This window comes from Microbacterium sp. P26 (genome assembly GCF_023712585.1).
GTDB classification, from domain to species: domain Bacteria; phylum Actinomycetota; class Actinomycetes; order Actinomycetales; family Microbacteriaceae; genus Microbacterium; species Microbacterium algihabitans_A.
Genome location: NZ_JAMAXZ010000001.1, coordinates 467964 through 482318, shown reverse-complemented (window position 1 = coordinate 482318; position 14355 = coordinate 467964). Strand labels below are relative to the sequence as shown.

At 70.9% G+C, this 14355-nt stretch carries 12 protein-coding genes; 9 read left to right on the top strand and 3 right to left on the bottom strand.

Annotated elements, in window-relative coordinates:
* The first annotated feature begins 122 nt into the window (after positions 1-122).
* The 9 genes from mtrA (at position 123) to iolD (ending at position 10565) form a co-directional block, all read left to right on the top strand.
* Positions 123-803 (top strand): MtrAB system response regulator MtrA, encoded by a 681-nt coding sequence (gene mtrA / locus M3667_RS02345; protein ID WP_144828821.1) that lies wholly within the window; start codon positions 123-125, stop codon positions 801-803.
* A gap of 7 nt (positions 804-810) precedes the next feature.
* Positions 811-2496, top strand: coding sequence for an MtrAB system histidine kinase MtrB (mtrB, locus tag M3667_RS02340; RefSeq protein WP_251504435.1), 1686 nt, complete (start codon positions 811-813; stop codon positions 2494-2496).
* Positions 2493-4151: an LpqB family beta-propeller domain-containing protein gene (locus M3667_RS02335; protein WP_251504433.1), complete on the top strand. Its 1659-nt coding sequence runs from the start codon at positions 2493-2495 to the stop codon at positions 4149-4151. Before mtrB ends, M3667_RS02335 begins: the two co-directional genes overlap by 4 nt.
* A gap of 98 nt (positions 4152-4249) precedes the next feature.
* On the top strand, positions 4250-4894 hold the full coding sequence (locus M3667_RS02330) for a ComF family protein (protein ID WP_251504432.1): 645 nt from the start codon (positions 4250-4252) through the stop codon (positions 4892-4894).
* Positions 4895-5029: 135 nt separating this feature from the next.
* Positions 5030-5692: a ribosome-associated translation inhibitor RaiA gene (gene raiA / locus M3667_RS02325; RefSeq protein WP_251504431.1), complete on the top strand. Its 663-nt coding sequence runs from the start codon at positions 5030-5032 to the stop codon at positions 5690-5692.
* A gap of 200 nt (positions 5693-5892) precedes the next feature.
* Entirely contained in the window at positions 5893-6864 is a 972-nt protein-coding gene (gene iolC, locus M3667_RS02320; protein ID WP_251504430.1) for a 5-dehydro-2-deoxygluconokinase, read from the top strand.
* Positions 6857-7750 (top strand): deoxyribose-phosphate aldolase, encoded by an 894-nt coding sequence (locus M3667_RS02315; RefSeq protein WP_251504429.1) that lies wholly within the window; start codon positions 6857-6859, stop codon positions 7748-7750. Before iolC ends, M3667_RS02315 begins: the two co-directional genes overlap by 8 nt.
* Positions 7747-8634, top strand: coding sequence for a 5-deoxy-glucuronate isomerase (gene iolB, locus M3667_RS02310; protein WP_251504428.1), 888 nt, complete (start codon positions 7747-7749; stop codon positions 8632-8634). The genes M3667_RS02315 and iolB overlap by 4 nt, the downstream gene beginning before the upstream one ends.
* On the top strand, positions 8631-10565 hold the full coding sequence (iolD, locus tag M3667_RS02305; protein ID WP_251504427.1) for a 3D-(3,5/4)-trihydroxycyclohexane-1,2-dione acylhydrolase (decyclizing): 1935 nt from the start codon (positions 8631-8633) through the stop codon (positions 10563-10565). The genes iolB and iolD overlap by 4 nt, the downstream gene beginning before the upstream one ends.
* Positions 10566-10644: 79 nt before the next feature.
* On the opposite strand, the gene M3667_RS02300 is transcribed toward iolD, so the two are convergent.
* From M3667_RS02300 to M3667_RS02290, 3 genes are read right to left on the bottom strand one after another with little or no spacing between them, the layout of a single operon-like run.
* A complete protein-coding gene (locus M3667_RS02300; RefSeq protein WP_251504426.1) occupies positions 10645-12462 on the bottom strand; it encodes a glycoside hydrolase family 2 protein in 1818 nt (605 codons plus the stop codon).
* Between the two features lie 37 nt (positions 12463-12499).
* Entirely contained in the window at positions 12500-13504 is a 1005-nt protein-coding gene (locus M3667_RS02295) for a LacI family DNA-binding transcriptional regulator (protein WP_251504425.1), read from the bottom strand.
* A gap of 8 nt (positions 13505-13512) precedes the next feature.
* Positions 13513-14223 (bottom strand): GntR family transcriptional regulator, encoded by a 711-nt coding sequence (locus M3667_RS02290; RefSeq protein WP_251505053.1) that lies wholly within the window; start codon positions 14221-14223, stop codon positions 13513-13515.
* Between the last annotated feature and the right edge of the window lie 132 nt (positions 14224-14355).

Genomic DNA, 14355 nt, shown 5'->3' with positions numbered 1-14355 from the left:
ATAGACCTCCGACACGCACGCCTGCCGTGCGGGCAGGTCGACTACTCTCGATACGACGTGCCCCCACCCGGGGCGTTGTGCCCGTCCCCGAGCGGGTTTCGAGACGGAAGACGTACACCCGAATGACTTCACGGATCCTGGTCGTCGACGATGACACCGCGCTGGCCGAGATGATCGGCATCGTGCTGCGCACCGAGGGATTCGACACGGTGTTCTGCGCCGACGGAGCCCAGGCGGTCGACGCCTGGCGCACCGAGCGTCCCGACCTGATCCTGCTCGACCTCATGCTCCCCGGCGTCGACGGCATCGAGATCTGCACGCGCGTGCGGGCCGAGTCCGGCGTGCCGATCATCATGCTGACGGCCCGCACCGACACCGCCGACGTGGTCAAGGGGCTCGAGTCGGGCGCCGACGACTACATCATGAAGCCCTTCAACCCGAAGGAGCTCGTGGCGCGCATCCGCACGCGCCTGCGTCCGACGCAGGCCGCGGTCGATGAGACGCTGCGCATCGGAGACCTCGTCGTCGACGTCGCCGCCCACGAGGTGCGCCGCGGTGACAGCCCGATCGCGCTCACGCCCCTCGAGTTCGAGCTGCTCGTCGCGCTCGCCGAGAAGCCGCAGCAGGTGTTCTCGCGCGAGATGCTGCTCGAGCAGGTGTGGGGCTACCACTACAAGGCCGACACCCGCCTGGTCAATGTGCACGTGCAGCGCCTCCGCGCCAAGATCGAGGCCGATCCCGACAACCCGCGGATCGTGACCACCGTGCGCGGCGTGGGCTACCGCGCCGGCGCGGTGGCCTGAGCGGGCCATGACCGGCGCGGTGCGGACCCTGCCGCCGCCGAGGCGACTGTCGCTGCGCGACTGGAGGTCGCTGCGCGACCGCTTCGCCACGCTGTGGCGCCGATCGCTGCGCTTCCGCACGATCGTGATCACCGTCACGCTGACGGCGGCGACGATCCTCGTCACGTGCGTGGCGATGGCCCTCGTCATCCAGAACGAGCTCTTCACCGCCCGCAAGGACCAGGTGCTCCTCGAGGCCCAGCGCGCGACTGCGGCGGCCCAGGCCACCCTCGACGCGGCCGTGGACTCCACCGACCCGGCCGCGGCGCAGACGCTGATGAACGGCATCGCGACCAGGCTCTCGCAGCAGTCCTCGAGCGACCTGATCGCGCTCTACCGTATCGGTCCGCCCTCGCCGCTGGCTCCGCAGCCGTTCATCTCTCCCGCGTTCCAGTCGAGCATGGTCACCGAGGCGATGCGCACGCAGGTGCAGTCGAGCCCCGACCTGCAGTGGTGGCAGTCGGTCGCCCTGCCCACCGACAACGGCCGCGAGGTCCCCGGCATCCTCGTCGGCCATCAACTGCGCTTCCCGGCCGAAGACGGCGTCGATTCGTACGAGTTGTACATGGGGTACGACCTCACCAGCGCTTCGCAGACCCTCGCGTTCGTGCAGGTGCTGCTGTGGGTCGTGGGTCTCGTGCTGGTGCTGTTGATCGGGGCGATCGCGTGGTTCGTGCTGCGCTCGGTGACGACGCCGATCGCGGATGCCGCCGAGACCAGCGCCAAGCTCGCGGCGGGCGACCTCGGGGTGCGGTTGCCCGTGCGCGGAGAAGACGAGTTGGCGACGCTGAACCGCTCGTTCAACGCCATGGCCGACAGCATCGAGCAGCAGATCAAGGAGCTCGCCGACCTGTCGCTCGTGCAGCAGCGTTTCGTGTCCGACGTGTCGCACGAGCTGCGGACGCCGCTGACGACGATCCGCCTGGCTGCCGACATGATCAACGATCAGCGCGCGGAGTTCGACCCCGCCACCGGTCGCGCCGCCGAACTCCTGCACGCCCAGGTGCAGCGCTTCGAAGTGCTGCTGACCGACCTGCTCGAGATCAGCCGGTACGACGCGGGGTCCGTGCAGCTCGAGCTCGAGGCCACGAGCCTCGCGCACCTGGCCGAAGACGTCATCGACTCGATGGAGCAGCTGGCCGAGGGTCACGGCTCCGACGTGCGGCTCGTCGCACCCGGTGGGTACACGCCGGTCGAGATGGACGCGCGCCGCGTGCGCCGCATCGTGCGCAACCTCCTCGGCAACGCCATCGAGCACGGCGAGGGGCGCCCCATCGTGGTGTCGGTCGACAGCGATCGGGATGCCGTGGCCCTGGGCGTGCGCGACTTCGGCCTGGGCATGACCGCCGACGACGTCGAGCGGGTGTTCGACCGCTTCTGGCGCGCCGACCCCTCACGCGTGCGCACCATCGGCGGAACGGGCCTGGGCCTGTCGATCGCCCTCGGCGACGCGCGTCTGCACGGCGGCACCCTGGCGGTGTGGTCCGAGCCGGGCCGCGGCTCCAACTTCGTGCTGACCCTGCCGCGCGACGGCAAGCCCGTGAGCAGTTCGCCGCTGCCCCTCGTCCCCGACGACGAGCAGGGCGGCGCCCTGGAGGCGCTGGGACTGACCCAGCCGATCTCCACCCGCCCCGGCGTGAGGAGGACCCCGTGAGGCGCGCTCTCGCCCTTGTCAGCCTGACCCTCGTGCTCGCGCTCGCCGCGTGCACGGGGCTGCCGACCTCGGGATACGTCAACCCGGGCCGCGGCCCCCAGACCGATGACACCCAGGCCTTCGCGTTCGTCCCCGACGGACCGCAGGACGACGCCGCGCCCGCCGACATCGTCGAGGGGTTCCTGCGCGCCGGTTCCGGCCCCGCCGACGACTGGGCGACCGCGAAGACGTTCCTCGCGCCCGGCACCCAGTGGGATCCGCGGGCGAGCGTGACCATCGACCGTCTCGCCGACCGCCGCGCCACGGCCACCGACGACGGCACCGGGGTCACGGTGTCGCTCGCCACCGTGGCATCCGTCGACTCCTCCGGTGCGTACGCGCCCGCGGCATCCAGGACCGCCGTCAACCTCGCGTTCGCCCTCACCCAGATCGACGGCCAGTGGCGCATCACCGCGGCCCCCGACGGCGTGGTGCTCTACGAAGAGGTGTTCCCGACCGTCTACCAGTCGGCCTCGATCGCCTACTTCGACCCGACGTGGAGCTTCATCGTGCCCGACGTGCGGTGGTTCCCCCGCGGGTTCGTCGCCAGCCGCGTCGCGACCGCCCTCGTCGACGGCCGACCGAGTCCGTGGCTCGCCGGGGCCGTGCGCTCGGCCTTCCCCGACGAGCTGTCGCTGGTGGGCCGATCCGTCACGCTCTCCTCGAGCGGCGTCGCCCAGGTGCAGCTGCCCCCGGCGGCGTTGAGCCTGGACCGCACGACGCTCGACCGCATGCAGACGCAGCTCGTCCGCAGTCTCGTCACGGCCGGCATCAGCGACGTGCAGATGACGGTCGAGGGCACCCCCGTCACCGCCTCCGAGGTGCCGGTGCGGGTCACCCGCGTCGACCCCTCGCCCGCGGTGCTGACCACCGCGGGGGCGTTCGGCTCGCTCACCGGCGACACCGTCGAGGCGATCGACGGCCTCTCCGACGCGGTGGAATCGCTCGCCCCGACGGCCGTCGAGCTCGAGGCCGACCGGTCTCTCGCGGCGGTGCGCACCCAGCAGGGGCCGGTGGCCAGCGCCCTGGCCGACGGGCAGACCTTCCTCCTCGACGAGCGTCCCGGACTCATCGCGCCCTCGATCGACGCCGAGGGCGCCGTCTGGAGCGTGCCGTCGAACGCGCCGAACCAGGTACGCGTGATCACCGCCGAAGGAGTGCCGCGCCAGGTGGGCAACGCCTGGCCCGACGCGTCGGAGATCACCGCGATGCAGATCTCGCGCGACGGCACGCGGGTCGCGGCGATCGTGACGGTCTCGGGGACCCGCGAGGTGTGGGTCGCCGGCATCGAGCGCGAGGGCGGCGAGGTCACCCTCGGTGCCCCGCACGTGCTGTCGTTCTCGCAGCAGGGGGCGTTCGACCTCGCGTGGCTCGACGACACCAGCGTCGGCGTGCTCGTCTCGGTCGACGGCGGCAGCCTGTTGCGCGAGCTCAACGTCGGAGGTCGCGGAACCGAGTCGGCCGCGCCCGACGGCGCGCGCACGCTGGCGGCCGGCAGCACGAGCGTTCGCGTGCTCGACGACTCCGGTCGTCTGTACAGCCGTCGCGGCAGCTCGTGGACCCTGGTGGCCACCGGCATCCGGGTGCTGGCGGGTCAGCAGGGCACGACCTCGTAGCGGCCGACCCCTCCTCCCCAGCGGTGTGTTCCGCCGTTCCCTCCCCGATCAGGAGCGGGCGGGCGGTGCGTCCGTGCCGTGTCAGCCAGCGTGGGGGAATGACCCTCGCTTCCGTCGTCGCCCACGCCTTCGCCGACGCCCTGACGTTCTGGTTGCCGGTCTCGTGCGCGGGATGCGACGCGATCGACGTGTCCCTGTGCTCCGGATGCCGCGACGCCCTCGCCCCGCGCTGCATACGGCGCCCGCTGGCCCCCGGTCTCATCGTCACCTCGGCCCTGCCCTTCGACGGTGTGGTCGCGCGCACCATCCGCGCGCTGAAGGAGGACGGTCGCACCGACCTGGCGCGGGCCCTCGCACCCGCTCTCGACGTCGCGCTGCGCGCCGCGGTCCCGGCAGGCGCGCGGGTGACGAGCGTGCCGGGATCCCGCGCGGCGTTCCGTCGACGGGGGTACCGACCCGTCGACCTGCTGGTCGCCCGGTCGGGATGGCGCACGCAGCGGCTCTTGCATCTGCAGCGCTCGACGCTCGATCAGCGCGGGCTGGGCTTTCACGCGCGGCGGCGCAACCTCGAAGGCGCCCTGAGGGCGCGCCCCGTGACGGGCACCGTCGTGGTGGTCGACGACGTCGTGACCACGGGGGCGACCCTCGTCGAGGCGGCGCGGTCGTTGCGCGCGGCGGGGGCCGATCGGGTGATCGCGGTGACCCTCGCGGCCACGCCGCGTCGTCACGGCGATGCGGGGTGAATCGATGAGCCGAGAGATGAATCAGGGGTGATTGCCACGTGACATGAGGGTGGCCGCGCACTAGCGTAAGGATGACTGAAGGCGACGGACGTTCCGCCCTTAGACCGGGCGGAACCCGGAACAAGGAGGTCACGGATGGACACCAACATCGTCGGCGTGGGAGTCGGTATCACCGATCGTTTCCGCTCGGTGGTCGAAGAGAAGGTCAGCCGCATCGAGCACCTTGCGCCGCGTGCACAGGCGCTCGAGGTCAAGGTGACTCATCGCTCCTATCGCAACGGACGAATGGAAGACGATACGGTCGAGCTCACCCTCGACGGCAAGGGCCCCGTCGTGCGGGCCGAGGCCACCGACGCCGACAAGTTCGCCGCTCTCGACCTCGCTGTCGACAAGATCTCGGAGCAGGTGCGCCGCGCGAAGGACAAGCGCGTCGATCTGCGCAACCACCCGCGCGGCGCGAAGTTCGAGAAGGGCACCGGAGAGATCGCGGGCATCGACGTCGAACCCGCCTCGGTCGAGGCGCTTCGTGCGGTCGCGACCGGCTCGGTGCCGGTGCAGGCCGACACGGCCGAAGAAGAGGACTACTGCCCGGTCGTCATCCGCCAGAAGGAGTTCGAGGCGGAGTGGATGACCGTCGAAGACGCGGTCGACCGCATGGAACTGGTCGGCCACGATTTCTTCCTGTTCATCGACGCGCGCACCGACCACCCCAGCGTCGTTTACCGCCGCAAGGGCTGGGACTACGGCGTGATCGAGCTGGCGACCCAGGCTCAGCCTGCCGTGCCGGTCGCTTCCTGACCTGAACGAACGACACGACGCCCCCGGCCGGAAGGTCGGGGGCGTCGTGTCGTGTGAGGGGGAGTTGCCGTTGCATGCGGAGTGATCCTTGGGGAAACAACGGTCGACGCCGTAGGATCGGTATTTGTAAGCACAAAGTCGTGCGAGCTATGCGCTCACGCGACCTGCCGGTTCCCCCGATCGAAGAGGATCGCCCCGTTTTGAGTTCTCCCGCAGCCACCGCACCGCTCGACGTGCTCGCCATCGGCCGAGCCGGAGTCGACCTGTATCCCCTGCAGGACGGCGTCGGCCTGCCGGACGTCTCGACCTTCGGGAAGTACCTCGGTGGTTCCGCGGCGAACGTCGCGGTCGCCGCCGCCCGCTACGGCCGGAGCGCGGCCTTGATCAGCCGCACGGGCGCCGACCCCTTCGGCGAGTTCGTGCGACGCGAACTGTCCCGACTCGGGGTCTCCGACCGCTTCATCGACGTGGTCCCGGGACTGAACACCCCGGTGACGTTCTGCGAGATCTTCCCGCCCGACCACTTCCCGCTGTACTTCTATCGCGACCCGATCGCCCCCGATCTGGTGATCCGCCCCGGCGAGATCGACGTCGATGCCGTGCGGACGGCGAGGGTGTTCTGGTCCACCGTGACGGGCTTGAGTCGGGAGCCGAGTCGGGCCGCCCACTTCGCGGCCTGGGACGCGCGGGGGCGCCGACCGCTCACGGTGCTCGACCTCGACTACCGCCCGATGTTCTGGGGGAGCCCCGACGAGGCGCGCTCCCAGGTGCGAGCGGCGATCGGGCAGGTGACGGTGGCGGTCGGCAACCTCGAGGAGTGCGAGATCGCCGTCGGCGAGACCGACCCGGACCGTGCCGCGGACGCCCTGCTCGAGCGGGGTGTTCAGCTGGCGATCGTGAAGCAGGGTCCCAAGGGCGTCCTCGCCAAGACGCGCGAGCGCCGCGTCGAAGTGGCGCCGTTCGCCGTGGCGGTCGTGAACGGTCTCGGTGCGGGCGATGCCTTCGGCGGGGCCCTGTGCCACGGTCTGCTCGCCGACTGGGACCTCGAAGAGACGCTGCGCTGGGCGAACGCCGCGGGCGCGATCGTCGCGGGCAGACGCGAATGTTCGACCGCGATGCCGGGCGAAGCCGACATCCGCCACCTCCTCGACGGGTCGGTGGCGCGTGTTTGACCTCGACGAACTGCGCCGCATCCGAGCCGAGGAGCCGGGTCGTGTCGCGCACGCGCTGCGCGACCGGCGGCGGCGGTCTCTGCTTGACGGCGACGGGCGCCTGTTCATCGTCGCGGCCGACCACCCCGCGCGCGGCGCCTTGGGCGTGGGCGGCCGCTCCGGCGCGATGGCCAGCAGGGTCGATCTGCTGGAACGGCTCGTGGCCGCCCTGGGGCGCCCCGGTGTCGACGGCGTGCTCGGCACCCCCGACATCGTCGAGGACCTCGCCCTCCTCGGCGCGCTGGACGGGAAGATCGTCGTCGGATCGATGAACCGCGGGGGTCTGCAGGGCGCGACCTTCGAGATGGACGACCGATTCACGGCCTACGACGTGCCGGCCCTGACTCGCGACGGGATCGACCTCGCCAAGCTCCTCGTGCGCATCAACCTCGGCGACCCGGCGACGGCACCGACGCTCGAGGCGAGCGCGGCGGCCGTGACGGCAGCCGCCGAGGCGCGGATCCCGATCATGCTCGAACCCTTCATGAGCTTCTGGGAGCAGGGTCGCGTCCGCACCGACCTGACGGCCGACGCTGTCATCAGGTCGATCGCCATCGCCACGGGGCTCGGCAACACGTCGGCCTACAGCTGGTTGAAGCTCCCCGTGGTTCCTGACATGGAGCGCGTGGCCGAGGCCTCGACGTTGCCGACCCTCCTCCTCGGCGGCGATCCGACGACCGGTCCGGACGAGACCTTCGCCTCCTGGCAGGGTGCGCTGACCCTCCCTGGCATCCGGGGCCTCGTCGTCGGGCGCACCCTGCTCTATCCCGACGACGACGACGTGGCCGGGGCGGTCGACACCGCGGCAGCGATGGTGCACCCCCGCGCGGTCGCCGGACGAGCATGACGAACGAATGGCTCTACCCTCGCGGGTCGCTGGCCGAGGGGCCGTGGGAGAGCATCGGCGGCGCGGGAAGGGCGCCGGGGTGGACGCACACGGGGATCCGCGTCGCGGAGCTCGACGGCGAGATCCGCCTTCCCGCCGACGCCGTCGAGCGCATGGTCGTGCCCCTGGCCGGATCGTTCTCCGTCGTGCTCGGCGACAGCCGCTGGGAGCTGGCGGGGCGGGAGTCGGTCTTCCACGGGCCGACCGACGTCGCGCACGCCGGCATCGACACGCCGCTCCGCGTCATCGGCACCGGTCGGGTCGCCGTCGCGGAGGCGCCGGCGACCCGGTCCTGGGACCCCACGGTCATGCGAGCCGCGGACGTGCCGGTCGAGATCCGCGGTGCCGGGCGCTCCACCCGGCAGGTGCACAACTTCGGTGTGCCGGGGGCGATGGCCGCGCAGAAGCTCATCGTGTGCGAGGTGATCACGCCCGCCGAGAACTGGTCGTCGTACCCGCCTCACAAGCACGATGCGCCGTCGCCGACCGAGAGCGAACTCGAGGAGATCTACTACTTCGAGACGGCTCCCGCCCGCGGCACGACGCCGCCCAGCGGAGCGGAGCCGTTCGGGCTGTTCGCGGCCTACGCCTCGGATCGACGGCCCATCGACACGACCGCCCGCGTCGGCACGGGCGACATCGCGTTCGTGCCGTACGGATATCACGGACCCGCGGTCGCCGCCCCCGGCTACGACCTCTACTACTTGAACGTCATGGCCGGCCCGGGCGCGGAGCGCGCCTGGCGCATCACGGACGACCCCGCTCACGCATGGGTGCGCTCTTCCTGGGCGCACCAGCGCCCCGACCCTCGATTGCCCTACGCGGCGAAGGAGACCGACGCATGACCCTCGACCCCGAATCCGCGCCGTCCACGGCACCCCGGACGCGGACGATGACCGTCGCCCAGGCGTTGATCACCTTCCTCGCCAACCAGTGGACGGTCGACGGAGACATCCGCGAACGCACCATCGCGGGCACGTTCGGCATCTTCGGTCACGGCAACGTCGCCGGCATCGGACAGGCGCTGGTGCAGCTGCACACCGACGAGCCCGGTCTCATGCCCTACCACCAGGCGCGCAACGAGCAGGCGATGGTGCATCAGGCCGTGGGCTACGCACGGATGCACCGCCGGCGCGCCACCTACGCCGCCGCCGCATCCGTCGGCCCGGGGGCCGCCAACATGCTCACCGGGGCCGCTCTGGCCACGGCGAACAGACTCCCCGTGCTGCTGCTGCCGTCGGACACCTTCGCGACGCGCGTGGCCGATCCCGTTCTGCAGCAGCTCGAGCATCCCCACGACACCGGCCTCCAGGTCACCGACGCGTTCCGCCCCGTCTCGCGGTTCTTCGACCGCGTCCAGCGCCCCGAGCAACTGTTCTCGATCGCGCTCGCCGCGATGCGCGTGCTGACCGATCCCGCCGAGACGGGGGCCGTCACGATCGCCCTGCCCGAAGACGTGCAGGCCGAGGCGATCGAGGTGCCGGTCGAGTTCCTGGAGCCGCGTGACTGGCACGTGCGACGGCCCGTGCCCGAGCCCGACGAGCTGGGGCGGGCGATCGCGGCGATCCGCGGGGCCCAGGCGCCGTTCATCGTGGCCGGGGGAGGAGTGCTCTACTCGGGGGCCGAAGACGCTCTGCGTCGCCTCGTGGAGCAGACGGGAATTCCCGTGGGCGCCACGCAGGCGGGCGTCGGCGTGCTGCCGTGGGATCATCCCCAGTACCTCGGCGGCGTCGGCGCGACCGGGTCCACGGCCGCGAACAGACTGGCCGCCGACGCGGACCTCGTCATCGGGGTGGGCACCCGCTACAGCGACTTCACCACCGCGAGCCGCAGCGCCTTCCGACGTGACGGGGTCCGCTTCGTCAACATCAACGTCGCCTCCTTCGATGCCTACAAGCACGGCAGCCGTCTGCCGGTGGTCGCCGACGCCCGGCGGGCACTGGACGCACTCGTCGACGGACTCGAGGGGACGGCCGTCGAGGCCTCGTACGCGGAGCGGATCCGGGTCGAGAAGGCCGAGTGGGACGCGCTCGTCGACCGCGCGCTCGCTCCCACGGGCGCGAGGCTGCTCGGGCAGTCCGAGATCATCGGCGCCGTCCACGCCGCCAGCGACCCCACGGACGTGCTCGTGCAGGCGGCCGGTTCTCTTCCCGGAGATCTGCACAAGCTATGGAGGGTGCGCGACCCACTCGGCTACCACGTCGAGTACGCGTTCTCGACGATGGGATACGAGATCGCCGGCGGCCTCGGGGTGCGTCGCGGTGCGCCCGATCGAGAAGTGCTCGTCATGGTCGGCGACGGGTCGTACCTGATGCTGCACACCGAGCTCGTCACCGCGGTGTCGGAGGGACTGAAGATCGTCGTGGTCCTCGTGCAGAACCACGGCTATGCATCGATCGGACACCTCTCCGAGACCGTGGGCGCCCAGCGGTTCGGAACCGCGTACCGCATGACGGATGCCGCGGTGCCCGACCTCGAGGGCGAGCGATACGTGCCGATCGATCTGGCCGCGAACGCACGGTCGTACGGCGTGGACGTCATCGAGGTCGCGCCCGGTGAGGGCGCTGCGCGCGATCTCGAGGCCGCGGTGAGAGCGGCGAAGGCGTCTTCGCGGACGACCCTCATCCATGTCGATGCCGATCCGCTGCGGTACGCCCCCGACGGCGAGGGGTGGTGGGACGTCCCGGTCGCCGCGCACTCGACGCTGCCGTCGACCGCTCGCGCGCGCGCCGATTACGAACGGCTGCGCGCGCGGCAGCGGCCGCTGCTCGGCTGAGCACGGTCCTCCCCGTCCAGTCGCGAACGGCGGTGGCCCCGAAGGTCCACCGCCGTTCGCCGTCGTTCGAGGCGAGCGCTCAGGGCTGCGAGTGGGACTCCCGGCCGATGATGGATCGGAGCGTCTCGAGGGGCAGTTTCGGCGTCCGGTCCTCGAAGGCGAGGCCGTTCGCCTCCTGCATCGTGTCGGTGAGCTGCGTGTAGCAGAAGCCGGACAGCACGGCGCTGTCGAGGAGAGCGCCGAAGAGGCCGCGGAGGTGATGTTCCAGCTCTTCGGGGGTCGCGCTCGTGGAGTATCCCCATGCCGGCGCCGAGGCGGAGGTCTCGTACTTCACGCCCCCGAACTCGGTGACCATGACCGGGAGGGTGTCGACGTCGGCCGTCCCCTCCGCCATCATCAGCCGGTGCGACGGGCCGTACCCGGCGAACAATCGCGACAGGGCGTCCCGATCGGCGTAGCGCCGGGCGAACGTCTCGGGGTCGGGGTCGTAGTCGTGCACCGAGAGGATGTCCGATCGGGTGTGCTCCCACCCGTCGTTCGAGATGACGGGGCGGGTCGGATCGAGCGCGCGGGTCAGGTCGGCCAATCCGCGCGTGAACGCCCGCTGCGGCTCGTCCGTGACGACGTCGCGCACGCCCCAGCTCTCGTTGAAGGGCACCCACGTGACGATCGAGGGGTGCGAGCGATCGCGACGGACGAGGTCGACCCACTCGCGGGTCAGATCGGTCATCGCGCTGGTGGTGAATTCGAACGCGGCGGGCGCCTCTCCCCACAGCAGCAGGCCGAGCCGGTCCGCCCAATAAAGGAACCGGGGGTCCTCGGCCTTCTGGTGGAGGCGGGCGGCATTGAATCCCATGTCCTTGATGAGCTGCACCTCGGCCCGCAGCGCGTCGGCGCTGGGTGCGGCGAGGTGGGACTCCGGCCAGAACCCCTGCTCGAGTACCGAGCGGACGAAGTACGGCCGGTCGTTGAGCAGGAACCGTCCGGCCGCCGTGCCGACGGTACGCAGCCCCAGGTACGACGAGACCGCGTCGACGGAGTCCCCGTCGGTGATCGTGACGGTCGCGTCGATCAGTCGGGGGGTCTCGGGCGTCCAGACGAGCTTCTCGTAGTGCTGTCCGTTGCGCTGGTCGCGCAGGGGGATGTCGAGGATCGGCGCCCCCGTGGCCGGCGACGCGACCTGCACCCGGGTGAGAGGGGAACCGGCGTAGCTCAGCTGCACGTCGATCACCGCGTCGGGGCCGAGGGGGCGGTTGCAGAGGACTTCCAGGACGACGCTGTCGGTGCTGCGCGTCGTGCGCCACGAGAGTTCGGTGACGTGGGTCGCGGGCACCTCCTCGACCCACACGGGCTGCCAGATGCCGCTCGTGCGGGAGTACCAGATCTCGTGCGGCTCCGGCAGCCACTCCTGCTTGCCCCGGGGCTGACCGACGTCGAGGGGACGGTCGATCGCCTGCACGACGAGGAGATCGTCGCCGTCCGCGGCGATGTGGTCGGTGATGTCGGCGGTGAAGGGCGTCTGCCCACCGCGGTGCGTGGCCACCTGGCTGCCGTTGAGCCAGACGGTCGCGGCGTAGTCGACCGCGCCGAAGTGCAGCAGAAGGCGCCCGGCGGGGTTGGTGCGCGCGACCTCCTCGGCGCTCAGACGACGGGAGTACCAGAGCACCGCGTGGTAGGACGCGTCGCCGATGCCCGAGAGAGCCGATTCCGGAGGGTACGGCACGGCGATGACGCGGTCGAAGTCGCCGGTGCGGAACCAGCCCGCCGCCGTGCCGGTTTCGTCGTCGTCGTAGGCGAAGCGCCACTCGCCGTCGAGGCTCCGCCAGTCGGGTCGGCGCAGCTGCGGTCGCGGGTACTCGCCATCGAGGTCGGATGCAGGAGGAGTCAGGGGTTGCATGCCCAACACTGTGGCGCAGATTTTCCAGCGCTGCAAATTAGCTCGCGGTACTCCCGCGGACGACCAGGTCGAATCCGACCGTCTCGTGCCGACCGGGGCCGCCCGCTCCGTCCATGCGCTCCCGGAGCATCCGGAAGGCCGTTCGGGTCAGCGTGGGCTTGTCGGGGCGGACGGTCGTCAGCCCCGGATTGGTGAAGTTGGACATCAGGATGTCGTCCCACCCGACGACGCCCACGTCGTCGGGGACGACGCGTCCCGCGCGGGCGAGGGCCTTCATCGCCCCGATGCCGGCGAGGTCGTCGAAGCACACCAGGCCGTCGAAGCGCACCCCCGTCTCGATCGCATCGATCACCGCCGCCTCGGCCGCGAACGCCCCGAAGCGCTGCATCGGGATGAGCAGGTCGTCGCTGCGATGAGCTCCGCACTCCTCGAGGGCCGACAGATAGCCCTCGGCGCGCAGGCTCGCCGTCGCATGGCCGGCGGCTGCCGCGTATCCGAGGAAGGCGATGCGCGTCCGCCCCGAGTGCAGCAGGTGGAACGTGGCGGCCCGCGCCGCGGCGATGTTGTCGACCATGACGTGATCGACCGTCGGCGGCGGAGGGATCTCGCCCAGCAGGACGAGAGGGGTGGACCCGCGGAACTGCTCGATGGCGTCGGCGTCGAGTTCGGTGGGCTGGAAGATGAGTCCGTCGATCAGCCCCTGCTCGCGCCCCCGCAGAACCGCTCGCTCGTCATCGAGACTGCCAGACGTCTGCTCGATCAGCAGGCGGTAGTCGAAGCCGCCGATCTCGGTGGAGACGAGGGCGGCCAGCTCCGCGAAGTAGGGCGTCTCGATCGCCGGCAGCGCGAACGCGACCATCCCCGTCGTGCCGGTGGCCAGACGACGGGCGATGCTGTGAGGGACGTATCCCAGCTCATCGATGGCGGCCTGCACCCGGGCACGCGTGGAGGGGCGCACGTGCTGATACCCGCGCACGACGTTGGACACGGTCTTGATGGACACCCCCGCGAGCGTGGCCACGTCCTGCAGGGTCGCCGACACCGCGGGCCTCATCGCTCGACGAGGGTCATCTCGAACCCGTAGAGGTCGGGGCGGTAGCAATGGCGGCCGTACTCGACGGCGGCGCCGTCGGCGTCGTAGGCGGTGCGGTCCATGGTGAGCACGGGGGCGCCGCGTCCGATGTCCAGCAGCAGCCCCTCGTCGACGCTGGCCCGACGGGCGCCGATGCGCTGGCGCGCGACGCGCAGCGTCACGCCCCGGGCATGCAACTCCTGGTAGAGGCCGACCTCGGCGAGTCGCTCCGCGGTAATGTCGGCGAAGGTGTCGGGCAGATAGTTCTCGAGGACGGCGATCGGCACGGAGTCGGCGAAGCGCACGCGGCGGATCTTCAGCACGCGGGAGGTCTGGTCGAGACCCAACTGCTCGGTCACCTCGGGACCCACCCGGGCGAAGGTCACGTCGAGCACGCGGGTGGAGGGGACGCGTCCCGACCGCTTCAGGTCGTCGTACAGGCTGGTCAGATCGATCTGCCGCGCCACCGAACCGTGGACGACCTGTGTTCCCACTCCGCGTCGGCGAACGAGCAGGCCCTTGTCGACGAGTTCCTGGATGGCGCGTCGCACCGTCGGTCGCGAGAGCGACAGTCTCTCGCTCATCGAGACCTCGTTCTCGAGCCGAGCGCCCGGGGGCAGGGTCCCCGAGGCAATTGCGGCCTCGAGTCCGCGCGAGAGCCGGATCCACAGTGGCGCGGCCTGCGCCATAGGCTGAAGCAGCTGTTCCGCCGGCAGCACGACCGGCTGTTCTCCCTCGAGCATGCGACCCTCGACTCTCGTCCGGACTGACAAAACCTGCGTATGTCATGTTAGTACAAAGTCGCCCGAGACGGTTGACGA

What these genes read in the sequence shown, in the direction of transcription:
- mtrA (WP_144828821.1), top strand. Translation starts at nt 123, where the DNA reads ATGACTTCACGGATCCTGGTCGTCGACGATGACACCGCGCTGGCCGAG.
- mtrB (WP_251504435.1), top strand. Translation starts at nt 811, where the DNA reads ATGACCGGCGCGGTGCGGACCCTGCCGCCGCCGAGGCGACTGTCGCTG.
- M3667_RS02330 (WP_251504432.1), top strand. Translation starts at nt 4,250, where the DNA reads ATGACCCTCGCTTCCGTCGTCGCCCACGCCTTCGCCGACGCCCTGACG.
- raiA (WP_251504431.1), top strand. Translation starts at nt 5,030, where the DNA reads ATGGACACCAACATCGTCGGCGTGGGAGTCGGTATCACCGATCGTTTC.
- iolB (WP_251504428.1), top strand. Translation starts at nt 7,747, where the DNA reads ATGACGAACGAATGGCTCTACCCTCGCGGGTCGCTGGCCGAGGGGCCG.
- iolD (WP_251504427.1), top strand. Translation starts at nt 8,631, where the DNA reads ATGACCCTCGACCCCGAATCCGCGCCGTCCACGGCACCCCGGACGCGG.
- M3667_RS02300 (WP_251504426.1), bottom strand. Translation starts at nt 12,462, where the DNA reads ATGCAACCCCTGACTCCTCCTGCATCCGACCTCGATGGCGAGTACCCG.
- M3667_RS02290 (WP_251505053.1), bottom strand. Translation starts at nt 14,223, where the DNA reads ATGGCGCAGGCCGCGCCACTGTGGATCCGGCTCTCGCGCGGACTCGAG.